At 65.6% G+C, this 22,842-nt stretch carries 23 protein-coding genes and 1 pseudogene; 14 read left to right on the top strand and 10 right to left on the bottom strand.

The window, feature by feature from the left end; genetic code table 11:
- Positions 1 to 43: 43 nt before the first annotated feature.
- Complete coding sequence (locus QM741_RS17770; RefSeq protein ID WP_415208960.1) at positions 44 to 2,314, top strand: thiamine pyrophosphate-dependent enzyme; 2,271 nt, start codon at positions 44 to 46, stop codon at positions 2,312 to 2,314.
- 58 nt (positions 2,315 to 2,372) lie between these two features.
- On the top strand, positions 2,373 to 3,152 hold the full coding sequence (locus QM741_RS17765) for a hypothetical protein (protein WP_415208959.1): 780 nt from the start codon (positions 2,373 to 2,375) through the stop codon (positions 3,150 to 3,152).
- 186 nt (positions 3,153 to 3,338) lie between these two features.
- Here QM741_RS17765 and QM741_RS17760 read toward each other — a convergent pair whose 3' ends face one another.
- The 4 genes from QM741_RS17760 to QM741_RS17745 form a co-directional block, all read right to left on the bottom strand.
- The gene (locus QM741_RS17760) at positions 3,339 to 4,430 is read right to left on the bottom strand and encodes a sterol desaturase family protein (protein WP_415208958.1); all 1,092 of its coding nucleotides are present in this window, start codon (positions 4,428 to 4,430) and stop codon (positions 3,339 to 3,341) included.
- 102 nt (positions 4,431 to 4,532) lie between these two features.
- On the bottom strand, positions 4,533 to 5,048 hold the full coding sequence (locus QM741_RS17755) for a DUF1993 domain-containing protein (RefSeq protein ID WP_415208957.1): 516 nt from the start codon (positions 5,046 to 5,048) through the stop codon (positions 4,533 to 4,535).
- A gap of 69 nt (positions 5,049 to 5,117) precedes the next feature.
- The gene (locus QM741_RS17750; protein ID WP_415208956.1) at positions 5,118 to 6,002 is read right to left on the bottom strand and encodes a hypothetical protein; all 885 of its coding nucleotides are present in this window, start codon (positions 6,000 to 6,002) and stop codon (positions 5,118 to 5,120) included.
- Complete coding sequence (locus tag QM741_RS17745) at positions 5,999 to 7,084, bottom strand: GNAT family N-acetyltransferase (protein ID WP_415208955.1); 1,086 nt, start codon at positions 7,082 to 7,084, stop codon at positions 5,999 to 6,001. Before QM741_RS17745 ends, QM741_RS17750 begins: the two co-directional genes overlap by 4 nt.
- A 397-nt stretch (positions 7,085 to 7,481) precedes the next feature.
- On the opposite strand from QM741_RS17745, the gene QM741_RS17740 reads away from it, so the two are divergent.
- Positions 7,482 to 7,691, top strand: coding sequence for a cold-shock protein (locus QM741_RS17740; protein ID WP_415208954.1), 210 nt, complete (start codon positions 7,482 to 7,484; stop codon positions 7,689 to 7,691).
- A 119-nt stretch (positions 7,692 to 7,810) separates the two neighbouring features.
- On the opposite strand, the gene QM741_RS17735 is transcribed toward QM741_RS17740, so the two are convergent.
- Positions 7,811 to 8,680: a pirin family protein gene (locus QM741_RS17735; protein ID WP_415208953.1), complete on the bottom strand. Its 870-nt coding sequence runs from the start codon at positions 8,678 to 8,680 to the stop codon at positions 7,811 to 7,813.
- Between the two features lie 143 nt (positions 8,681 to 8,823).
- Here QM741_RS17735 and QM741_RS17730 point away from each other — a divergent pair.
- Positions 8,824 to 9,696, top strand: a pseudogene (locus tag QM741_RS17730) (pirin family protein).
- Between the two features lie 49 nt (positions 9,697 to 9,745).
- On the opposite strand, the gene QM741_RS17725 reads toward QM741_RS17730, so the two are convergent.
- Positions 9,746 to 10,144 carry a cytochrome c gene (locus QM741_RS17725; protein WP_415208952.1) on the bottom strand — a complete coding sequence of 133 codons (399 nt, stop codon included), beginning with the start codon at positions 10,142 to 10,144 and terminating at the stop codon, positions 9,746 to 9,748.
- A gap of 68 nt (positions 10,145 to 10,212) precedes the next feature.
- Between QM741_RS17725 and tcdA the strand changes: the two genes are divergently transcribed.
- The gene (gene tcdA, locus QM741_RS17720) at positions 10,213 to 11,034 is read left to right on the top strand and encodes a tRNA cyclic N6-threonylcarbamoyladenosine(37) synthase TcdA (RefSeq protein WP_415208951.1); all 822 of its coding nucleotides are present in this window, start codon (positions 10,213 to 10,215) and stop codon (positions 11,032 to 11,034) included.
- Between the two features lie 7 nt (positions 11,035 to 11,041).
- On the opposite strand, the gene QM741_RS17715 is transcribed toward tcdA, so the two are convergent.
- Positions 11,042 to 11,395 (bottom strand): hypothetical protein, encoded by a 354-nt coding sequence (locus QM741_RS17715; protein ID WP_415208950.1) that lies wholly within the window; start codon positions 11,393 to 11,395, stop codon positions 11,042 to 11,044.
- Positions 11,396 to 11,595: 200 nt separating this feature from the next.
- On the opposite strand from QM741_RS17715, the gene QM741_RS17710 reads away from it, so the two are divergent.
- The gene (locus tag QM741_RS17710; RefSeq protein WP_415208949.1) at positions 11,596 to 12,759 is read left to right on the top strand and encodes a sensor histidine kinase; all 1,164 of its coding nucleotides are present in this window, start codon (positions 11,596 to 11,598) and stop codon (positions 12,757 to 12,759) included.
- Between the two features lie 2 nt (positions 12,760 to 12,761).
- Entirely contained in the window at positions 12,762 to 13,544 is a 783-nt protein-coding gene (locus tag QM741_RS17705; RefSeq protein ID WP_415208948.1) for a LytR/AlgR family response regulator transcription factor, read from the top strand.
- A gap of 19 nt (positions 13,545 to 13,563) precedes the next feature.
- On the opposite strand, the gene QM741_RS17700 is transcribed toward QM741_RS17705, so the two are convergent.
- A complete protein-coding gene (locus QM741_RS17700; RefSeq protein WP_415208947.1) occupies positions 13,564 to 13,971 on the bottom strand; it encodes a hypothetical protein in 408 nt (135 codons plus the stop codon).
- A 58-nt stretch (positions 13,972 to 14,029) separates the two neighbouring features.
- On the opposite strand from QM741_RS17700, the gene QM741_RS17695 reads away from it, so the two are divergent.
- Positions 14,030 to 14,407 (top strand): MGMT family protein, encoded by a 378-nt coding sequence (locus QM741_RS17695; protein WP_415208946.1) that lies wholly within the window; start codon positions 14,030 to 14,032, stop codon positions 14,405 to 14,407.
- Positions 14,408 to 14,433: 26 nt separating this feature from the next.
- The gene (locus QM741_RS17690) at positions 14,434 to 15,069 is read left to right on the top strand and encodes a rhomboid family intramembrane serine protease (protein ID WP_415208945.1); all 636 of its coding nucleotides are present in this window, start codon (positions 14,434 to 14,436) and stop codon (positions 15,067 to 15,069) included.
- A gap of 37 nt (positions 15,070 to 15,106) precedes the next feature.
- Here QM741_RS17690 and tfpZ read toward each other — a convergent pair whose 3' ends face one another.
- Complete coding sequence (gene tfpZ, locus QM741_RS17685; RefSeq protein ID WP_415208944.1) at positions 15,107 to 15,985, bottom strand: TfpX/TfpZ family type IV pilin accessory protein; 879 nt, start codon at positions 15,983 to 15,985, stop codon at positions 15,107 to 15,109.
- Between the two features lie 156 nt (positions 15,986 to 16,141).
- Between tfpZ and gap the strand changes: the two genes are divergently transcribed.
- A complete protein-coding gene (gap, locus tag QM741_RS17680) occupies positions 16,142 to 17,155 on the top strand; it encodes a type I glyceraldehyde-3-phosphate dehydrogenase (protein WP_415208943.1) in 1,014 nt (337 codons plus the stop codon).
- Between the two features lie 301 nt (positions 17,156 to 17,456).
- The gene (locus QM741_RS17675) at positions 17,457 to 17,975 is read left to right on the top strand and encodes a hypothetical protein (protein ID WP_415208942.1); all 519 of its coding nucleotides are present in this window, start codon (positions 17,457 to 17,459) and stop codon (positions 17,973 to 17,975) included.
- Positions 17,976 to 17,984: 9 nt separating this feature from the next.
- On the opposite strand, the gene QM741_RS17670 is transcribed toward QM741_RS17675, so the two are convergent.
- Positions 17,985 to 19,736: a cation:proton antiporter gene (locus QM741_RS17670; RefSeq protein WP_415208941.1), complete on the bottom strand. Its 1,752-nt coding sequence runs from the start codon at positions 19,734 to 19,736 to the stop codon at positions 17,985 to 17,987.
- Positions 19,737 to 19,820: 84 nt separating this feature from the next.
- Here QM741_RS17670 and QM741_RS17665 point away from each other — a divergent pair, with 84 nt between their 5' ends.
- The 3 genes from QM741_RS17665 (at position 19,821) to rimK (ending at position 22,740) form a co-directional block, all read left to right on the top strand.
- Positions 19,821 to 20,999 carry a phosphoglycerate kinase gene (locus QM741_RS17665; protein WP_415208940.1) on the top strand — a complete coding sequence of 393 codons (1,179 nt, stop codon included), beginning with the start codon at positions 19,821 to 19,823 and terminating at the stop codon, positions 20,997 to 20,999.
- Positions 20,996 to 21,664, top strand: a complete 669-nt coding sequence (locus QM741_RS17660; RefSeq protein ID WP_415208939.1) for an HAD hydrolase-like protein — start codon at positions 20,996 to 20,998, stop codon at positions 21,662 to 21,664. The genes QM741_RS17665 and QM741_RS17660 overlap by 4 nt, the downstream gene beginning before the upstream one ends.
- Before the next feature lie 113 nt (positions 21,665 to 21,777).
- The gene (gene rimK, locus QM741_RS17655) at positions 21,778 to 22,740 is read left to right on the top strand and encodes a 30S ribosomal protein S6--L-glutamate ligase (protein WP_415208938.1); all 963 of its coding nucleotides are present in this window, start codon (positions 21,778 to 21,780) and stop codon (positions 22,738 to 22,740) included.
- Positions 22,741 to 22,842: the final 102 nt, after the last annotated feature.

Below are 22,842 nucleotides of genomic sequence, written 5' to 3'. Positions count from 1 at the left end.
GCGTTGCCATAAGATGCGCGCCAATCTTCCCGACCATCGTGCCATGAACGCCGCCGTCAATCCGATCCCCGCCCGCCACAAGAACGTCAACCGCGCCGAGGTTTGCGACCAGAATTTCATCGAGTTCGTGCGCGATTGGAATGGTGTGCCCGCGGCGCACGGCACCCACCCTTCGGCCCCGATCACGCCGCACAGCCTGTGCACGCGCGAGAACTTCGTGCAGTTGTTCGACTCGCAATTGATCAGCCGCCACCTCGACCTGATGGCGCGCGTATTGCGCGTGAAGAACAAGGTGTTCTACACGATCGGCTCATCGGGGCACGAGGGCAATGCGATGGTCGCGCGCCTCACGCGGCATACCGATCCGGCGTTCCTGCATTACCGCAGCGGCGGCTTCATGGCCGAGCGTTTCCGCAAGTTGCCGGGCATGGATCCGATCATGGATTCGGCGCTGTCGTTCTCGGCCAGCGCGGAAGACCCGGCCAGCGGCGGCCGCCACAAGGTCTGGGGTTCGAAGCCGCTCTGGGTGCTGCCGCAGACGTCGACGATCGCATCCCATCTGCCGAAGGCGCTCGGCACGGCGGTCGCGATCGAGCAGGCGCGGCGTATCGGCCACACGTTGCCGGTGCCGCAGGATTCGATCGCGATCTGCTCGTTCGGCGACGCCTCATCCAATCACGCCACCGCGCAGACCGCGTTCAACGCGGCGGCGTGGACGGCGTACCAGAAGCTGCCGGCGCCGGTGCTGTTCGTCTGCGAAGACAACGGCATCGGCATCTCGGTGAAGACGCCGACCGACTGGGTGCGCGCGAATTTCGAGCATCGCCGCGACCTCGACTATTTCTACGCCGACGGCCTCGACCTCGCCGCGGGCTACGAAGGCGTCGCGCGTGCCGTGCACCACTGCCGCACGACGCGCCGGCCGACCTTCCTGCATCTGCGCACGACGCGCATCATGGGCCACGCCGGCACGGACTTCGAGATCGAATGGCGCAGCTTCGAGGAACTGATGGCGGTCGAGGCGACCGACCCGCTGCTGCGCAGCGCCGCGATCGCGCTCGAAGCGGGCGTGTACACGAAGGAACAATTGCTCGCGCACTACGAGGATTTCCGCGCGAAATGCTTCGCCGCAGCGGAAGAGGCCGACCGCGCGCCGAAGCTGACCACGCTGGCCCAGGTCGTCGCGCCGCTCGCGCCGTACACGCCCGACAAGGTGAAGGCCGAAGCGCAGCGCGCCGACTACGAGACGCAGCGCGTCAAAGTGTTCGGTGGTGCCGACAAGCTGCCCGAGAAAGGGCCGCCGCGCCATCTCGCGATCCAGATCAACAACGCGCTGCACGACCTGCTCGCGAAGTACCCCGAAAGCCTGCTGTTCGGCGAGGACGTGGCGCAGAAGGGCGGCGTCTACACGCTGACCAAGGGTCTGCACAAGGCGTTCAAGAGCGCGCGCGTGTTCAACACGCTGCTCGACGAGACGATGATCTTCGGCTTGGCGCAGGGTTTCGCCAACATGGGCATGCTGCCGATTCCCGAGATCCAGTACCTCGCGTATTTCCACAATGCGTGCGACCAGATCCGCGGCGAGGCGGCGAGCCTGCAGTTCTTTTCGAACGGCCAGTACCGCAACCCGATGCTCGTGCGCATGGCGGGCCTCGGCTACCAGCGCGGCTTCGGCGGTCATTTCCACAACGACAATTCGATCGCCGCGCTGCGCGACATCCCCGGCCTCGTCGTGGGTTGTCCTTCGCGAGGCGACGACGCGGCGACGATGCTGCGCACGCTCGCCGCGTTGGCCAAGGTCGACGGGCGCGTGACGGTTTTCCTCGAGCCGATCGCGCTGTATATGACGAAAGACTTGCATGCCGCCGGCGACGGCGCATGGTCGTTCGCGTATCCGGCGCCGTTCGAGGCGATGCCGCTCGGCGAAGGCCGGGTCTACGACGCCGACGCGAACGATCTCGTCATCTTCACCTATGGCAACGGCGTGCCGATGAGCTTGCGCGCCGCGCGCGAGATAGAAAAAATGCACCAGTGGAAGGTGCGCGTCGTCGACCTGCGCTGGCTGGTGCCGCTCAACGAGACGTATATCGCCGCGCAGGCGAAATCGGCAAGGCGCATTCTGATCGTCGACGAAGGCCGCCACAGCGCCGGTATCGGCGAGGGCGTCATCACCGCGATCGCCGAAGCGGGCTTCGGCGCGACGCCGCTCAAGCGCGTCGTCGGCGCCGATACCTACACGCCGCTGGCCGGCGCGGCGTTCCTCGTGCTGCCGGGCGAGGCCGATATCGTCGCGGCGGCGCAGTCGCTGTCGTAGGGGCGCGATTCATCGCGCCCGGCTGTTGAGTGGGGCGTCGTATTGGAAGGCGACGTTGGTGAGCGGCCAGATAAACGACACACTACCCGTTACACCTCGCGACCGCCCGGTAAGATCGGCTTTCAAAGTCGATATGAAGAAGCCGAGAGAAATCGTGGCGAAAACCCGTGCTGCCGCCGCTGGAGACCCCTATGCGATGAAACTGCTGGCCGATGGACTGCGAGCTTGCGCAGAAGTATCGCAAGTCACCAACGATCAAATCGAGAACCGGGAAGCTCAACTGACCCTGAAGGCGACCGCGAATAACGCGGACGGTCAAACTCAGGAATCCGGCTTCGTTCGATATGCGGCTCAGCACGCTGCCGAGCAGGAAGCGGCACGAAACACCTGCGCGGGCATCGTTTCAGACGAATCGGCGAAGTGGTCGGACTGGCTGAAGACGGCAGCAGCGGCAGGAGATCCCGGTGCGCGTGTGTCATATGCAGAGAACTATCCGGCCTTGGCCAGGAAGGGCGACGTACCCAGCGACGAACTGGAGCAATATCGATCCGACGCCTTTGACTATCTGGAAAATGAACTCGCTCAAGGCAACTGCTCCGCAGAAGTTCTGAACGCACTTCGCTACGTCAGTCCGAATCCGGCGACTACTTACGTGTACGACAGCATCTTGTTCGGAAAACCTCGACCGCCCAGCGCGGACCCCGCCGCAGCCGCTCAGGAAGCCGCCCGGCAGTCCATTATCGCGAAACGCCAAGCCGCCGTGCCACCTGACCAGTTGGATGACGCGAATGCCGCCAGGGACTATGTCCTGCAGAATTATTGCCAGAACAGAATGTGATGGCAGGCGACTGTTTCGGTGGACGCTGGCGAATGTTCAGCCGTCTTCGTGGCCAAGTTTCGGAGTCACAAGTTTCGGAGTCACAAGTTTCGGAGTCAGAGTCGAGTTTCTGCGATCTCCGTGCAGGAGTTTTCGACAAGCTCGACTCCGACTCCGGTTCCCGACCGAAGACAAAGACGCGCAGGCTCATGTCCGCAGTTCGATGCGGGAAGGCGCATGGCCGGCCACGGCGGGCTCGAATGCATGCAGGTCGACGTGGCTGACCGGGATCGGCCTGAACGTCTTCTCGTCGAACGCGACTTCCTGCAGCTTCCAGCCGTCGACACAACGCAGCGCGCCCCAGAAGCGCTTGAGCGCTCCCCACTGCATCGCGATCACGCCGCGGCCGTTGTCGGCGTCGACGGTGGGGTCGCCGACGCCGGTCGGGCGCACTGGCTCGCCGTAGAGCGCGGTGCCGAACAGGTTGTCCCAGACCGACAGCACCTGGCCGAAGTTGCAGTTGTGCAGGTTGGGCCGCGACGGGTCCACGCGCATGTGGTGCAGGCGGTGGAAGATCGGTGCGACGAAGACGCGCTCGAAGAAGCGGCCGAAACCGATGCGCGTATTCGTATGCGAAAAGTTCTGCACCAGTTCGCTCACGAGTTCGAGCAACGCGAACTGTTCGGCGTCGACGCCCATCAGCAAACCGGCCGAGGCGAGCACGAACGATTGCAGAACGCCGTCGAGATAGCTGCCGCGGTCGTTGGTCCAGCAACTCATTTGGCGCTGGCTGTGGTGCATGCTGTGCAGCGCCCACCACCACGGGATCGCGTGCTGGGCGCGGTGCATCCAGTAGTAGGTCAGGTCGTAGACGATGTAGTAAAGGAAGAACGCGAGGTACGGATGCCGCTGCATGTCGGGAACCAGACCCAGCAGCCCGCCGCTCGGTTCCGCCGTCGCGCCGGCGTCGGCACCGCCACCGAACAGGTTCGCGAACGGCGTCAGCACGAGGAAGGCGAACACCGGGTTGAGCACCAGCACCATGAGCAGCGTGAAGGTGCGATCGATGTTCGTCAGCTTGCGGTCCGCCCGAATCTCCGCCGGCGCGAACGTCTCGAGCGGGCGGAAAACGCACGAGATGATCGCGAGCTGGATCAAGGCGATCAGTACCGCCGCGGCGATGTCGTTCGGATCGCCCATCAGACGATCGACGTGCAGGAACGACAGCATCGGCACGACCGCATGGACGCTGGTCCAGAGAACGAGGTTGGCCCACCACTGCGCTGCGACATCGAACATCGGTTGCAAACCCGCGACGAGAACACGAAGCCGCGTCGCCCCACGGCATCGGGGCGACGGAATCTTCAGATAGGGGGCAATTTTACTCCTGCGCGCCGCCGTTCAGGCGCCGTCGAGTATGCCGAGGAAGTCGTTCTTGCCGATCTCGACGCCGTTGTGGCGCAGGATCGCGTAGACCGTCGTCACGTGGAAATAGAAATTCGGCAGCACGAACTGCACGAGGTACGGCAGGCCCTTGGTGTGCAGGTCGCCGATGCGGCGCGGCACGACGACGTCGCTCGCTTCGCTGCCGGCGTATTTTTCGGCGGGGATGGAGTTGACGAATTCCAGCGTCCTGGCGATGCGCGCCTCGAGTTCGGGCAGCGTGGTCTCGGTGTCGGGGAACAACGGAATTTCGGTGCCGGTCAGCCGTGCCACTGCGCCCTTGACCGTGTCGGTGGCGATCTGCACCTGCCGGATCAGCGGGAACATGTCCGGCGCGAGGCGCGAGTTGAGCAGTACGCCGACGTCGATTTTTCTGGCAGCAGCGAAGCTTTCCGCTTTCTTGAGAACGTCGATGGTGTTGCCGAGCATGCGGTTCGTGGTGGGGACGAGGATGTCGTGAATCGAAATGGACATGGATGATCCTTGGGGCGGTTTTGGAAAACGGCGCATTGTCGCATCGTTCGTGGAAACGAGGGCGAGACATTAGCCGTAACCCTGGATGCGCGCGAGCAGGCGGCGGTTGAGCGCGCGCTGCTGCTCCTGCCACGCGGCGAGCTCGCCCGCGGGCACGGGTGCCTGCCCGTCGGCGTGGCTGAGCCAGCGCTTCCACGGCGTCGCGTATTCGTAGGCCGAGACTTCGCCGTTGATGTCGCTGCCGACAAGGCGGCCGGCGAGCGCATCGATGACCGCATTCAGATGCGATTCGAGCAGCCGGCCCTGGTCCCAGTTTGTGCGCGCGGTCTCGGGGCTCAGCGCGTCCTTGTCGATCGACAGGTAGGTCGGCTGCGGCGATTGCGCGAGCAGCGCGAGGAAGTCCGCGATCAGTTCATCGGGCGTGGCGAACAGCTTGAACGCGCGCCCGAGCCCGATGCGCGCGGCCCAGCGCGTATCGACGTCCATGCACCAGTTGGTCAGCTTGCCGGCGTAGAGCGGGCGCAGGTAGTTCTCCCACGCATGCGCGGCGTCGACGTCGTTCGAGGTGATGCCGAGCACGTGCACGTGTTTGACGAACGGCAGCGCGGCGACGCGCCGCACCCACGAGCCGCAGTGGATGCCGAACGGGAAGCGCATGTTGTCGGGGTGGTTGTCGAAGACGACGACCTGAAAACCGTCGATTGAATTCGCCCCCTTGCCGCGCAGGCGGCGCACGAGCGGCCACGTCAGATGATGGAAATCGCCGCTGCCCATGAACACCGTGCCGTGGTCGGCAGGCAATTCGGCGTCGAGCTTGCGCGCGAGGCTTTCCATCGTGCGGTTCGTGCAGCCGAAGCGGATCGCCTCCTGCCAGCCGGCGAGGTCGATGGTCAGCGCGTCGGGCAGGTCGCCGACCGAGCGGTCGAAATCGAGGACGACGGGACGGCGGTTCATGGCGACTTCGCTTCGAGGGTCGCGCGGTCGCTCTCGAACGTGCCGGAGAAGCGGCGCAGGATCGCGCGCAGCAGCGGATTGCGCGCATGCACGGCGTGGCGCGTGAAGGTGAATCTCGCGCCGAGGTGGCGCTTGATCTCGGGATCGGTCCAGCCGGCGATGTAGTGCTTCAAGCCGTGGCGCAGCGCGTAGTCGAGGTTGTGCATCCAACTGACGAAGTAGAGGTTCGTTTCGCGCGCCTGCGGATAGGCGAAGCCGACGTACTTGTCGACGAGGTTGCCGCCGCAGACGTAGCAGAGGTTGTAGCCGATCATGCGGCCTTCGCGGCGATAGACGAAGACCACGCCACCGCTCGAACCGTCCTGCAGGGCCGCATCGAAATAGTCCTTCGTGGGCAGGTCGAAATGGATTTCGCTCTGATTGTATACATTGAGAAAAAGGGAATAGTACTCCGTGCGCACGGCGGCGTCGGCGAAGCGCGTGTCGCCGAGCGGCACGGTCTCGATCTCGAGTGCGGCGGCGCTGCGCAGCTTGCGGCGAATGTCCTTGCGGCGGCCCGACGACAGCCGTGCGAGGTATTCCTCGGTCGAAGCGAAGTCGATCGCCACATAGGCCAGCGCCTGGCCTTCGAGCAGGACGAAGCCGGCGTCGCGGCAGGCGTCGGCGAACGCTTTCGCGGCGGCGTTGTTCGCGGCGTCGAGCAGCGGCGAATCCTGCGGCAGGTCCTTGACGATGAGGAAGGCGTGGCGCCGAGCGAAGTCCGCCTTGATCCGCGCCGCCAGCGCGGGCGCGTCGACCCGTGCCGGCAGCGGCGCGTATTCGGTCACCGTCGTGCCGACGAAGCAGGTCGTGGGCTTGAGCCACTCGCCCCAGCGGCGGTACAGCGGCAGCGCGGTGATGCGTTTCTTGGCGGCGGGCTCGAGCGTCGTCAACAGATCGAAGCGGGCGATGAAGTACGGCACGCCGTCGCGCGAAACGTCGGCGGTGAAACCGTGTGGCGGGTGGGCGAAGAACCGCGCGATCAGGCCGGGCGGTTCGAGCAGATTGAGGTACGGCGGCGCCGCGGGGACGGTGGAATCCATGAAGTGAAGATGCTGGGTCGGCGGCAGCCTCGACAGCGCGAGGTTCGCCGGGAATCTTCGCACAAAGCGGCGGCAGACTTTTTTGCCGGCCGTACCGCGCATTTTGCCTGCGCCGCGCCGGTACCGGAAAGAGAGCCGTGACCGGTAGGCCGCATGGCATGGTACCGATACCCGCGATTTTTTCGAAATGCCTTGAATTTGCTAGGTGTTTTGTAAATTTTGGGTTATGCTCAAAGCACTGTGTCTGCACGGCTGTTGTGTGGTGACCGGCGAATCCCTGAGCCCGCGTTCGCTGGTCCTTCGATCGCTACATCGTCAACCCATTCCCATGCATGCCAGTAAGTCGTCCGTCTGTGTTGCGCAGGCGGATTCGTCTAGTTTGTCTTGTGGAGTTTTTATGTCGGATCGTGAGGTAGGTACTGTCAAGTGGTTCAACGACAGCAAGGGTTTCGGTTTCATCAGCCGTGAGAACGGCCCTGACGTGTTCGTGCATTTCCGCGCGATCCAGGGCACCGGCTTCCGTACCCTGCAGGAAGGCCAGAAGGTCAGCTTCAAGGTCGTTCAGGGCCAGAAGGGCCTGCAGGCGGACGAAGTCACTCCCGCCTGATCTGCTGAGCATAGCCCAGATACTTTCCGCGCCCCGGCAGTCGAAAGATTGCCGGGGCGTTTTTGTTGCCGGATGAAAACGATTACAGCGCGCAATCGGATTGCAACGGCGGCCGCGATTTAAAACCTTCCCGCGCGGAAATCCTCGACCGCCTGGATGATCTGCTGCTGCGTATTCATCACGAATGGTCCGTATTTCGCGACCGGTTCGTTGAGCGGCCGACCGGCGACGAGGATCGCGCGCGCCGCGACGGGCGCCTCGATGCGCAGCTTGTCGCCGTCGCGGCTCAGTACGCCGAGATCGCCGCGCAGCAGTCCGCTAGACGCGCCGTCGCCGACCTTGGCCTGGCCTTCGTAGACGTAGACGAAGCCGTTGTGTCCGGCCGGAATGTCGATTTCGGCCGACGCGCCCGCGTCGAGGTGCAAATCGAGATACAGCGGATCGGTGGCGACGTTGTCGACCGGCCCGCGCACGCCGGCCGCCTCGCCGACAAGCACGCGTGTCTTCACGCCCGGCGCGAGCTGCACTTCGGGGATACGCTCGGGCGCGATGTCCTGGTAGCGCGGCGCGGTCATCTTGTCTTTCGCCGGCAGGTTGACCCAGAGCTGGAAGCCCTGCATCAAGCCGTCTTCCTGCTCGGGCATTTCCGAATGCACGATGCCGCGGCCGGCCGTCATCCACTGCACGCTGCCCGGCGTGAGCAGGCCCGAATTGCCCTGGTTGTCGCCGTGGCGCATGCGCCCGGCGAGCATGTAGGTCACGGTTTCGAAGCCGCGGTGCGGGTGATTCGGGAAACCGGCGATGTAATCGCCGCCCGAGTCCGAGCGGAACTCGTCGAGCATCAGGAACGGATCGAGCATGTCGAGCGCCGGCTGACCGATGACGCGCGTGAGCTTGACGCCGGCGCCGTCGCTGGTCGGCAGGCCGCGCACAATGCGCGCGACCTGGCGATGGGTTTCAGTGGGGAAAACGGGATGGACGGCGGCCATGATTTGCTCCGATGTTTTCGACGCCTGCAATATAGGCCTGCCGTGCGCTGAAACCAGCCGGCGTGGCGCGAACGCATCGTTCTGCATCTGGAACGACACGGCGGCTACACTTCCGCCATCATCTTCCGCACGGCATTCACGCCATGACCCATCCGGTTGCCCGTTTCATCGACGGCCGCATCCACGACCTCGGCGACGGCTTTGTCGTGCGCCGCCTGCTGCCGCATGTCGACGCGCGCCGCATCGGCCCGTTCGTGTTCTTCGACCACATGGGGCCGGTGTCGATGGCGCCCGGAAAGGGCATGGACGTGCGCCCGCACCCGCACATCGGCCTCGCCACCGTCACCTATCTGTTCGACGGCGCGATCCGCCATCGCGACTCGCTCGGCAGCGTGCAGGACATCCATCCCGGCGACGTCAACTGGATGACGGCCGGGCGCGGCATCGTCCACTCCGAGCGCACGCCCGATGCCGAACGCGCCGCGGGCCAGAACCTGCACGGCATCCAGATCTGGGTCGCGTTGCCGAAATCGGCGGAGGAGATCGAGCCCGAATTCCACCATCATCCGGTCTGAGCCTGCCGGTGATCGAGCGCGACGGTATGCGCTTGCGCCTCGTCGTCGGGGACGCGCTCGGCCTGCATGCGCCGGTGCGCGTCTTTGCGCCGATGTTCTATCTCGCCGCCGAGTTCGAGGCCGGAGGAAAATTCGTTTTGCCCGCAGAGTATCCCGAGCGCGCGGTCTATGCGGTCGACGCAGAATCTGCTCGGCGGCGGCGAGCCGTTGGCCGCCATGCGCATGGCAGTGCTCGCGGCGGACGGCGAGGTCGAGATCGTCTCGCCGAACGGCGGCTACGCCGTGATTTTCGGCGGCGCACCGCTCGACGGCGAGCGCCATCTGTACTGGAACTTCGTCTCGTCGTCGCGCGAACGCATCGAACAGGCCAAGCGCGATTGGGCGGCGCAGCGTTTCGGCCAGGTGCCGGGCGAAACCGAATTCATTCCGTCGCCTGCATGAAGCCATGCCGGCGCAGCCGGCATTCAATTTATCTTTGCGTTTTGTCGGTTCAGCGGTACTGCTGATGGCATTCCTCGCACACCTTGCCGACCTTCTCGACGATCGGCGCGAGCGCCGCGCAGTCGGCCGGTGCGGCGGCGATGCCGGCATCGAGCGCATCGCGCAGCCGTGAACTGAATTCGCGGAACGAGGACTCCGGCGTCGAATCCGGATAGACGGCGGGTTCGATCTCGTTGCTCAGCGCGCGCAGTTGGGTCAGGGTGGTCGCCGTGCGGTTCGCGTTGCACTGCTTGGCGCGCAGGGTTTCGCGCAGCCCGCCGTGGTGATGCTGCATCACGTCCATCGCCCCGCGCGCATAGGCGTCGCGCGCGCGCAACGCGTTGGCGACGATCGTGGCGCCGACGGCGCCGATAAGAACTCCGACGAGGAACAAAATCGCGTGTTTCATGCGTTGCCAGGTTGAAATGAGGGAGGCGAGGCATATCTCCGGCGCCGCTCTGCGAAGATAATACCCCGATGAACGAACGCTTTGCGGGAATCGACCGGCTCTACGGCACCGGCGTGTCGGCGCGCCTCGCGCGCATGCACGTCTGCGTGGTCGGCATCGGCGGCGTCGGTTCGTGGGCGGTCGAAGCGCTGGCGCGTTCGGGTGTCGGCGAACTGACCCTGATCGACGCCGACGACGTCTGCGTGTCGAACACGAACCGCCAGTTGCACGCGCTCGACGGCGAGTATGGCCGCGCCAAGGTCGAGGTGATGGCGCAGCGCGCGCGCGCGATCAATCCGGCGCTTAAAGTGCATGCGATCGCGGATTTCCTGACGTCGTCCAATCTATGGGAGCTGTTGGGGCGCGACACGCAGGAATCTCATTCTGCGCGAGGCGCGCAGAATTCCCCCTACGACGCCGTGCTCGACACCTGCGATTCGCTGAAGGTCAAAGTCGAGATGATCGCTTTCTGCAAGCGGCGCAAGATTCCCGTCGTCGTTTCCGGCTCGGCCGGCGGGCGCATCGATCCGACCCTGGTCACCGCGCGCGACCTGTCGAAGACCGAGCACGACGCGATGCTCGCGCTCGTGCGCCAGAAGCTGCGCGACGACTACGGCTGGACGCGCAATCCTAAGCGTTACTTCGGCGTGCAGGCCGTGTTCTCGCGCGAGAACGCCAATTACCCGCAGGCCGACGGCACGGTGTGCAAGACGCGCATGTCGGGCGAGGGCGCGCTCAAGCTCGATTGCTCGGGCGGCCTCGGCGCGGCGACGCACGTGACCGGCACATTCGCCTTCGTCGCGGTGTCGCGCGTGCTGGAAAAAATCCTTGCGGCGACACCCCGCGCGTGACGACGCGTCACGACGTCGTGGCGATCGTGGTCTGCATTGCCCGGCGCAGGTATTGCCCGGTGTGATAGCTGCGGTATTTGCACACGTCGAAATTCTTCTGGATCAGCACACGGCCGTTGCCGAATTCGGTGCGCAGGTCGACGTGGCAGCCGGCGTCGCGAATGGCAACGGTCGCCGAGTCGCCGCCGCCGTGCAGCGGCGCAGTGCCGAGCGGCAGCGCGCGAAAGCGGTTGCTGCCCGGCATGGCGATCGAGAATGCGACGATGCTGTGGTCGGCCGTGTTGACGAGATCGAGGTAGTGCGTTGCGGCCGTCGCGTTTGCGGCGGCGAACGGCAGCGCGAGCAGAATGGCGCTACGCATGGTGGTGCTCCGTTGGATCGGAAGGAACCGGAGCGCGGCCGTCGCCGAACCTTTGGGAGGAATCGAAGCCGCCGACCACGCCCCGGTTGCGGCCATCCTCGAGCGCGTGCCCGAATCGCGCCACCGAATCGGGACGAATCGTCGCCGCGCGCGGACGAATCGCAATCGGTTGCAACCATTCTTCCCATCCACACCGTCTCATGCGTACGATGAACGCCGATGCCTTGCAATGGGACGTGCCCGACATGGAAAACCGCCTCGGTTTTCGCCGACTCGCGCTGCGCACGCTCGGCTACGTCGGCGTGTGGCTCGTACTCGTAGCGCAGTTTGCGCTGGTCGGCTACGCCACCGATGCGCTGCGCGGCCAGGCCTGGGGATTCGACGCGTACCTGACCTGGTCGTTCATCCAGTGGAGTACGCTCGCACTGCTGCTGCCCGTGGCCCTGTGGCTGGCGCCGCACGAGGCGATCGAGCCGCCGCACCGCTGGCGGCTGCTCTGGGCGAACTTCGCCGTCAGCCTGATCTTCGCGGTGAGCGCGGTGATGCTCGGCGCCGTGGCGACGAGCTTCGTCTTCTCAGACACGAACATGGGCGAACAGCTCGAGCAGTTCCTGACCAAGCACGTTGCGACCGATTTCCTCGCCTACTGGGTGCTGGTCGGCGTGCGCCAGGCGATGCAATTCTACGACCAGCGCATCCGCCGCGAGATGCACGCGGCGCGGCTCTCGGCGCAGCTCGCGCAATCGCGCCTGCAACTGCTCAAGATGCAGTTGCACCCGCATTTCGTGTTCAACACGTTGCATGCGGCGGCGACGCTGACGCGCGAGGACGTCGCCGCGGCCGAGGACATGCTGTTGCGCCTTGCCGAACTCCTGCGCACCTATCTCGACGACGAGCGCCAGGAGATTTCGCTGCGCGAGGAACTGGAACTGGTCGACCTCTATCTCGGCATCCAGCGCGTGCGCTTCAAGGACCGCCTCACCACGCGCGTCGACGTCGATCCCGAATTGCTCGACTGCGGCGTGCCGAGCCTGATCCTGCAACCTGTCGTCGAGAACGCGATCGGCCACGGCATCGGCCGGAACATCGGCAAGGACTGCGTGGAGATCGACTGCTATCGCGTCGCCGCGCAACTGTGCATCGACGTGCGCAATCGCAACAGTATGCTGACGGCGCCGTCCGCGGAATTGTTCCGCCGCGGCATCGGCCTGTCGAATTCGCGCCTGCGTCTGGGCGAACTGTACGGCGACGGCGGGCGCATCGAACTCGATGCGCTGATGCCGTGCGGCGCGATCTGCCGCATCCGCCTGCCGCTCAAACGGCTCGATGCGTCGGCGGCAAAGTCGTTCGCGAGGGCGGCGTAGGCATGGGCAGAATCCGCACACTCGTCGTCGACGACGAGCCGATCGCGCGGCTCGCGATCGTGCGCCTGCTCGAAGGCGACGCCGACGTCGAACTGCTCGGCGAATGCGGCGACGGCGCGAGCGCGTTGAAGCAGATCCGCAAGTTCGCGCCCGACCTCATCTTCCTCGATATCCAGATGCCGGCGATGAGCGGCATCGACCTCGCCGCGCAACTCGGCCACGAGCGCGGGCCGGGCATCGTGTTCGTCACCGCCTACGAGCGCTACGCCGTGCGCGCGTTCGAGGCGAACGCGGTCGACTACCTGGTCAAGCCGTTCAGCCGAGATCGTTTCCGCGTCACGCTCGAGCGCGCGAAGCGGCGGTTGGCGTCGAGCGACGCGGCGCTGGAACAGGCCGTCTCGGCGCAGGTGCTGCGCGCGCTCGGCGAACTGCGCCGCGAACAAAACTACGTCGAGCGCATTCCGGTGCCGGTCGAGGAGCATCTCGTCTTCGTCGACGTGCGCGACATCGACTGGATCGAGGCGAGCCGCAACGTCGCGCGCCTGCACGTGGGCAGCCAGGTGCACGAACTGCGCGAGACGATGACCGCGCTCGAGGCGCGGCTGAATCCGCGCAACTTCGCGCGCGTGCACCGCTCGGCGATCGTCAACGTGGGCCGGATCAAGGCGATCCATCCGTGGTTCAATGGCTACCACATGCTCGTGCTGACCACGGGGCAGGAACTGCGCATGAGCCGCTACCAGCACGAGGCGTTCCTGAAGCTCACCGGGCGGCGGCAGGATTGAAACCGCCGTTGCGCGCGGTTCACAGCGTGTCGCCGCCTTCCGATAGCGCCTGTTCTAGCCTGTCGCCGAGCGAGCCGAGTTCGGCGACGAGGCGGTCGATTTCCTTTGCGTCGAGCGGTTCGTAGGGACGGTTCTCGCACAAATGCAGGTACGGCGAACCGTCGAGATCGCTGACCGCGAGATAGCCCAGGCGCTGTTCCCAGTTGAAGCGCAGGCAGCGGCGCGCATCGAGGCCGGTCAACGGTGCGATCGGCGTCGACACGCGCAGGTAGGTGCGGCCGGCCTCGTCGTTGAGCTCGGCGAGGTACAGGCCCTGGTGGCGCTTGCCCTGTTCGAGCGCGACGTCGAAGCAGATCAGGTAAGGATCGTTGATGCGCAAAGGATGCCTGGCGGCGATGTGCGCGCGGATTTCCTCGAACGAGTGCATCGATTTCTCCCATGGACCGGTGCGTATGCTAACGTGCCGCGGCAATGAAGTGGAGCGTATGACGAAAGCAAAATCCGCTGCGAAAAAGGCCGCCGGCGCGGGCGTCAAGCCCGAGCATGCGGCGATCGTGCGCACGATCCGCGCGATCCCGCCCGGCCGCGTCGCCAGTTACGGCGAGATCGCCGCGCGCGCGGGCCTGCCGCGCCATGCGCGCCTGGTCGGGCGCGTGCTCGGCGACGCCGGCGCGGACGCGAAGCTGCCATGGCATCGCGTGCTGCGTTCCGACGGACGCTTCGCGTTCCAGCCCGGCAGCCGTGCGTTCCGCGAGCAGCGCGCGCGCCTGATCGGCGAGGGCGTCGCGGTCAAGGCCGGGCGCGTCGATCTCGCGCGGTTCGGCTGGCAGTGCGATCTCGATGCCGAGATCTGGCGCTTCTAGATTTTTGCAAGAAACGGAAATTCCCGATGCGAAACATTCCTCCCGTCACGCGCGCACTGCTGATCGCGAACGTGCTGATCTTCCTCCTGCAGCAGATCGCCGGCGACTGGCTGATCGCGCGATTCGCCCTGTGGCCGCTCGACGGTTCGCGCCTGTTCGACACGGACGCGGGCGGCATGCTGCGCGTCGCGTTCGAGCCGTGGCAGATCGTCAGCTACGGTTTCCTCCACGGCGGCCTGACCCACATCGCGTTCAACATGCTCGCGCTGTGGATGTTCGGTGGTCCGGTCGAACAGGCTCTCGGTTCGCGCAGGTATACTTTTTTCTATTTCGTCTGCGTGATCGGCGCGGCGCTCGCCCAGCTCGCCACGATCCATTTTTTCAAGCCGGACGATTTCTACCCGACGCTCGGCGCCTCGGGCGGAGTGTTCGGCCTGCTGCTCGCCTACGCGATGATCTATCCGTCGGCGCGCATCATCCTGCTGTTCTTCCCAGTGCCGATTCCGGCGCCGATCGCGGTGCTCGGCTACATGGCGATCGAACTCGTGCTCGGCGTGACCGGCACGCAGGAGGGCGTCGCGCACTTCGCCCATCTCGGCGGCGCGGCGGCAGGCTTCGTGCTGCTGCGCTGGTGGCGTGCGCAGGCGTTGCGTCGTCGTTAGGAACCGGCACGCTTTGCAGGCGCGGACCCGGTTTCCGTCACCCGTTCCACGGATCGATGGCCAGCGCGTCGAGCGGCTGTTTGCTCGCGCGCGACAGGACCATCGTGTAGGAATCGGTGCGGCCCTGCAGCGGCAGCCAGGCGAGTTGGTCGATGGCTTGGCCGCTGTCTTTCACGTAGCGCTCGATGATGGTTTTGTTGCCCGGCGATTTCGCGGCGAGTTCGGACAGCGGCATGGCCTTGGCCAGCATCGCGTCGGCGACGTCGGCATAGGGCACGTAGTATTTCGGAAATTTCTCCACGTCCTTGCCGGCGAGAGCGGAGAACAGGAGATCGCTCTTTTCCTTGGTGTCGACAGGCAGTTTCGCGCCGACGAGACGCGGGCCGGTCCACGACCGCGCGGCGAACTCGGGCCGTTTGGCCTGGGCCAGATCGGCGTCGTCGAGGTCGTTGGCGTAGACGGGAATGAAGCGGTCGAGCCGTGCGACGATGAACACCGGCCGCGCCTGCGCGATCACCCAGAAGCCGTAGAGGAAGGCCGCGGCTTGCAGCACGGCGATGCACGCCAGGTCGAAGCGCAGCCCTTTCTTGCCGGCCTTGTAGATGACGAGGGTCAAGAGCGGGCCGACGACGATGTCGACGCCCATGATCAGCAACATGAGGTTGCTGCCGCCGGCCACCCGGAAATAAGGGGGCGGGTACCAGACGAAGTAGATGAGGCAGCCGACGAGCGCGGCGATGGCGAGGCTGATGCCGAGATGGATGGCGGCGGCTTGGAAGCGGGTCATGCGATGGTGGGTTCTCTCAACGGCCGCCGCGCGCATCACGATTTCCCCGTCGAATGCGCGTTCGATGCGATCGACCCGGTGCGACGGCGGAGCGTCGACTTCGCGCTTGCCGACGGAACGCACGGGCACTGCCTCGATCTGATCCGGCGAAGCCGGAATCCTATCATGATGCCGCCCGATCGTGCGGCGCAGTCGCCGGCGCGGTAAACTCGCGATCCGGACGTCCGCCGGTCGGTCGTGCGGGCATGTTTTCGGTTTCGTTTCCCATCCCGAGGAGTTTCGTCCATGTCTGTGAAAGTCGCCATCAATGGCTATGGCCGCATCGGCCGCAACGTGCTGCGTGCGCTGTACGAGTCGGGCCGCACGAACGAGATCGAGATCGTGGCGGTCAACGACCTCGGCGACGCGGAAACCAACGCGCACCTCACGCAATACGACACCGCGCACGGGCGCTTCTCGCAGGAAGTGAAGGTCGAAGGCGGCGACATCGTCATCGGCAAGGACAAGATCAAGGTCTGCGCCGAGCGCGATCCTTCGAAGCTGCCTTGGAAGGACCTCGGCGTCGATGTCGTGCTCGAATGCACCGGCCTGTTCACCTCCAAGGCGAAGGCTTCCGCACACCTCGCCGCCGGCGCGAAAAAGGTGATCATCTCGGCGCCGGGCGAGAAAGACGTGGACGGCACCTTCGTCTACGGCGTCAACCACGACAAGATCACAGCCAGGCACGAAGTCATCTCCAACGCCTCGTGCACGACCAACTGTCTCGCGCCGCTGGCTTGGGCGATCAACGAGAAGATCGGCATCGTCCACGGCTTGATGACGACGATCCATTCGTACACGAACGACCAGGTGCTGACCGACGTGTTCCACAAGGACCTGCGCCGCGCGCGCAGCGCGACGCAGTCGCAGATCCCGACCAAGACCGGCGCGGCGGCGGCGGTCGGCCTCGTGCTGCCGGAATTGAACGGCAAGCTCGACGGCTTCGCGATGCGCGTGCCGACGATCAACGTCTCGGTGGTCGATCTCGTCTTCGTCGCCAAGCGCGCGACGAGCAAGGAGGAGATCGATGCGGTCGTGAAGGAGGCGAGCGAGGGCCGCCTGAAGGGCATTCTCGGTGTCAACCACAAGCCGCTGGTTTCGGTCGACTTCAACCACAATCCGCTCTCGTCGATCTACGATGCGACGCAGACGCGCGTGATCGATGGCACGCTCGTGAAGGTGCTGTCGTGGTACGACAACGAGTGGGGTTTCTCCAACCGCATGCTCGACACGACGCTGGTGCTCGCCAACGCGAAATAACGCTTTCCCTCTCCCTCCGGGAGAAGATGCCCGAAGGGCGGATGAGGGAACGGCGCCACAATTTGCGGCAGTCCTTTCATATCTGAAACGCACCTCCCTCATCCGGCGCTTCGCGCCACCTTCTCCCGATGGGAGAAGGGAAAAAGTGCTCATAGGCGCTTGATCTTTCGCGGCTTTTCCCGGTGGGAGAAGGGGAGTGTACGCCGATTCACCAATCTGAATTGGCGGGACGGGATGTCTTCATCGTGGCGTGGCGGGCTGTTAGGCTCGGACGACCCTCGAGTCGAAGAAGGAGTTTTCCATGCGCATCGTCACGAAGCTGGCCGCGCTCGGCGTGGCCGCACTGTTCTGGTCCGGCGTCGCCGGCGCGCGCGAGATCACCTGCGAAATGCACTTCTCGCTTTCCGGCTGGTCGGCGTTCTACAAGACCGCGTCGGGCACGGGCCTGGTGAGCTGCAGCAACGGCGCGAAGATGAAGGTGGATATCCGCACCAAGGGTGGCGGCATCACCTTCGGCAAGTCGGAGATCAAGAACGGCTACGGCAAGTTCACGCACCTCTACGACATCGAAGACGTGCTCGGCAGCTACGCCACGGCCGGCGCGCACGCGGGCGCGGTCAATTCCGCCGAGGCACAGGCGATGACGAAGGGGCCGGTCTCGCTCGCCGTTTCCGGCAAGGGCAAGGGCTGGGATCTGGGTTTCGCCTTCGGCAAGTTCACGATCCTGCGGCCGGGTGCGGACCCGGATGCGGACGAGGACGAAAAAGAGGATGCCTCCCAGCGGCAAGAAGCCGTGACGCATCCGTTGCGGAACCCGTAGCGGACGGGTTCAATGCGCGTCCTTCTCCGACTGGATCGTCTCCAGCAGCGCGATCTGCAGGCGCGAGTGCAGCTTGACGAGCGTGCGCCAGAGCAGGGCGAGGACGAGCGCGCCGCCGCCTAACGCGGCGACGAGCAGTTCGGCCGGCGGCAGGATGGACGAGGACAGGGCGCAGACCAGCAGCAGCATCGCCGCCGTCGTCGCCAGCGGCAGCACCTCGGCGACGATGCGCCGCGCCGCCTGGCTGCGCCGCCCGCTGCCGCGCACGCTGACTTCGGCGAGCATCATCGCCAGCGCCTTGAGCTTGCGGTAGGCGGCGATCAGGAACGGCAACGAGACGAGCAGCGCGCCGCCCCAGATCAGCGTGTTCTCGATCGCGCGGTTTGCGATCCACGCGGACAGGTCCAGCGCCCGCGACGAAGCGGCGTAGGCGCCCGCGCCGAAGATCGCAGCGACGAGGCAGAAGTTGACGAAGGCCTGCAGCAGGATGCGCCGCACCATCGCGGCGATCACCGCGCGGTCGCCGTCGAAGCGCAGGCCTTGCAGCCATTCGGTATACATGTGGAGAATGCGGCGGAACCCGGTCGGCGTCGCCCAGACCAGGCGGCGCGCGAGCGGATCGGCCCAGCGGATCAGGTACGGCGTCAGCAGCGTGGTCAGCGCCGACACCGCGACCGCGACCGGATAGAGGAAATTGCTGGTCACCTTCAAGGTCGCGCCGAGCGTGGCGATGATGAACGAGAATTCGCCGATCTGCGCGAGGCTCATGCCGATGCGCATCGAATCGCGCCCGCTCTGGCCCGCGGCGAACGAGCCGAACGTGCGCGCGAGGGTCTTGCCGAGCACGATCGCGATCGTGATGACCGTGATCGGCCACGCATAGTCGACGAGCACGCGTGGATCGAGCAGCAGGCCGATCGTGACGAAGAACACCGCCGAGAACATGTCGCGGATCGGCTCGATCAGGTGTTCGATGCGGCGCAGCGACTTGGCCTCGGCGATGATGACGCCGATCGTGAACGCGCCGAGCGCGACGCTGTAGCCGAGCTTGATGACGACGAGGCAGAAGCCGAACAGCAGGCCGAGCACGCCGACCAGCAGCATCTCGTTGCGGCCGAAGCGCGCGATGTAGTCGAGCAGGCGCGGCACGGCGAGGATGCCGATGACGAGCGAGGCGACGAGGAACACGGTCAGCTTGCCGAACGTGGACAGCACTTCGCCCGCGTCGACGTTGCCGGTCTTGGCGATGCTCGACAGCAGCGCGACCATGCAGATGGCGAGCACGTCCTCGATGATGAGGATGCCGAACACGGTCTGCGCGAATTTCTCGCGGCGCAGTCCGGCTTCGTCGAGCGCCTTGATCGTGATCGTGGTCGAGGAGATCGACAGCATCGCGCCGAGGAACAGCGCGTCCATGTTGCGCCAGCCGAAGGCGAGGCCGATCTCGTAGCCGAGCCAGATCATCGTGACGATGCCGACGAGCGCGGCGACGAGCGCGGTCGCGCCGACCCGGCGCAGGCGCTTGATCGAGAATTCCAGGCCCAGCGAGAACAGCAGGAACACCACGCCGAGCTCGCCGAGCGTACGCGTGGATTCCTCGTCGGTGATCAGCGCGTAGGGCGGCGTGTGCGGGCCGATCAGCACGCCGGCGGCGATGTAGCCGAGCACCACCGGCTGGCGCAGCAGGTGAAAGACGACCGTCACCACGCCGGCGGTCAGCATGATGATGGCGAGATCGTGGATAAAGGCGATCGTGTGCATGGCGACAGTGTGCCACAGCGCACCTGACGTAAAATGTGTCCCTCGAATGCAATCCACGAGAATTCCAAGTCCAGGGAGCCCGCAATGTCCATACTCCGCATGACCTCGCTCGACCTCAAAGGCAAACGCGTCCTGATCCGCGAAGACCTCAACGTGCCGCTCAAGGACGGCAAGGTCGCGGCGAGCCAGCGCCTCGAGGCCGCGCTGCCGACCATCAAGCTCGCGCGCGACGCGGGTGCACGCGTGATGGTCATCTCGCACCTCGGCCGGCCGAAGGAAGGGCATTTCAACGAAGCGGAGTCGCTCGCGCCGGTCGCCGTCTGGCTCGGCAATGCGCTCGGCAAGCCGGTGCGCCTGCTGCGCGACTACCTCGGCGGCGAGGCGATCGACGTCGATCCGGGCGAAGTCGTGCTGCTCGAAAACTGCCGCTTCAACGTCGGCGAGGAAAAGGACGATACGACCTTGTCCGGGCGCTATGCAGCGCTCTGCGAGATCTTCGTCATGGACGCGTTCGGCACCGCGCACCGTGCGCAGGCGTCCACGCACGGCGTGATCCGCCGTGCCCACGTCGCCTGCGGCGGACCGCTGCTGATGGCGGAACTCGACGCGCTCGGCAAGGCGCTCGAACATCCCCGGCGCCCGCTGCTCGCGATCGTCGCGGGCTCGAAGGTCTCGACCAAGCTCGAACTGTTGCAGAACATGATCGGCAAGGTCGACCAGCTCATCGTCGGCGGCGGCATCGCCAACACCTTCATCGCGGCGGCCGGATTCCAGGTCGGCAAGTCGCTGTACGAGGCGGATTTGATCGCGACCGCGCAGAAGATCATCGCCGATGCGAAGGCGCGCGGCGCGGACGTGCCGATTCCCGAGGACGTCGTCGTCGCGCCCGAGTTCAAGGCCGACGCGCCAGCGACGGTGAAGAAGGTGGGCGAAGTCGCGCCGGGCGACATGATCCTCGACATCGGCCCGGCGACCGCGGCGCGCTACGCGGCGCTGATCGAAAAGGCCGGCAGCGTGGTCTGGAACGGCCCGGTCGGCGTGTTCGAGTTCGACGCGTTCGGCGGCGGCACCGAAGCGGTCGCGCACGCGATCGCGAAGTCGCCTGCGTTCTCGATCGCCGGCGGCGGCGACACGCTGGCCGCGGTCGAGAAGTACGGCGTCGCCGACGGTATTTCCTACATCTCCACCGGCGGCGGCGCGTTCCTCGAATTCCTCGAAGGCAAGGAACTGCCGGCCGTGGCGGCGCTGAAAGCGCGCGCGTGAATCCGTCTCGCGCCGCGACAAAGCTTGTGCTGTTCGACCTCGATGGCACGCTGATCGATTCGGAAATCGGCATCGTCGCCTCGATCGAGCATGCGCTGGCGCAACTCGACGCTGCGATTCCGCCGCGCGAGGAACTGCGCAAATGGATCGGGCCGCCGCTGCGCGCGACGTTTCCGCTCGCGCTCGGCGACGACCCGGAGCGGATCGAGCGCGCGGTCGCGCTGTATCGCGAACGCTTCAGCGAGACCGGTTGGCGCGAGCACGAGGTCTATCCGGGCATCGCCGAGACGGTCGAGGCGTTGGCGCGCAGCGGCGTCCGGCTCGCCGTGGTCACGTCGAAAGTGGATCTCTATGCCGGCAGAATCGTCGCCAGCCTGCCGTTCGGCGCGTGTTTCGCGAAGGTCTACGCGGTCGGCGCAGGCAGCGCGCGCAGCGAAAAGACCGAGTTGATCGCGCGTGCGCTGGACGATTTCGGCGTCGCGCCGGAATCCGCCGCGATGGTCGGCGACCGCCATTTCGACATCGAAGGCGCACGGGCGAATGGCGTGCGCGCGGTCGGCGCGGGCTGGGGCTTCGGCAGCCGCGAGGAATTGCTCGCGGCCGGCGCGGACGCGATCGCCGGATCGCCGCACGAACTGCCCCGCCTGCTCGCGCATCGTGGCTGAAAGATCCGGGTGATGCGGAATTTGCCTTGGCCGGCCGTTCCCGCGCGCTCCCGGCGGGGATTGCGAGCCGGGGATCGGGGATAATCCCGTCTCGTGTTCGCCCCGAGTGCCCAATGAAAATCGCCATCCTCTCGCGCAACGCCAAGCTTTATTCGACGGTCAGCCTCGTCGCCGCCGCGCGCAAGCGCGGGCACCGCGTGCGCGTGCTCGATCCGCTGCGTTGCTACATGCGCATCGAGCCGGGCAATTTCCAGATGCGCTACAAGAGCCGCGCGCTCGACGGCGTCGATGCGGTGATCCCGCGCATCGGCAACTCGATCACCTTCTACGGCACGGCGGTGCTGCGCCAGTTCGAGATGATGGGCGTGTACACGCCGAATTCGTCCGACGCGGTGCTGCGCGCGCGCGACAAGCTGCGCTCGCTGCAACTGCTCGCGCGCGAGGACATCGGCTTGCCGACGACGGTGTTCGGCGACAACCCGGACGACACCGCCGACCTGCTCGCGATGCTCGGCGATGCGCCGCACGTCATCAAGCTCAACGAAGGTGCGCAGGGGCAGGGCGTGCTGCTCGCCGAAAAAGGCAGCGCGTCGCAGGGCATGATCGAGGCGTTCCGCGGCCTGTTCGCGAATTTCCTCGTGCAGGAATACATCAAAGAGGCGAAGGGCGCCGACATCCGCTGCTTCGTCGTCGGCGGCAAGGTGGTCGCGGCGATGCAGCGCCAGGCGCGCGAGGGCGAGTTCCGTTCGAACCTGCATCGCGGCGGCAGCGCGACCGTGGCCGAACTCGACGCCGCGGAAATCGACATCGCCGTGCGCGCCGCGCACACGATGGGGCTCGAAATTGCCGGCGTCGATCTGTTGCGTTCGAAGCGCGGCCCGCTCGTGCTCGAAGTCAACGCCTCGCCGGGCCTCGAAGGCATCGAGGCCACGACCGGCGTCGACGTGGCCGGCGAAATCATCGAATACATCGAGCGGCGCGTACGTCGGCGGGCGGCGCACCGGCGCGCAGGACGCCCCGCCGCGGACGGTTCGCGCACCCGCCGCGAATCCGCCGCCGCCGGCAAAACGAATTAACGAAACCCATAGATCGACTTAACGTCGATTTAATCGCATCGTCCCTACCATTGCTTCCACTGTACTTGCTCGACACTCCCAAAGGTCAGGTCGGGTGACTAG

The sequence above is a fragment of the Rudaea sp. genome (genome assembly GCF_047601565.1).
Lineage (GTDB): Bacteria > Pseudomonadota > Gammaproteobacteria > Xanthomonadales > Rhodanobacteraceae > Rudaea.
Note: the sequence above shows the minus strand (reverse complement) of the source record. Positions and strands in the feature narration are given on the sequence as shown.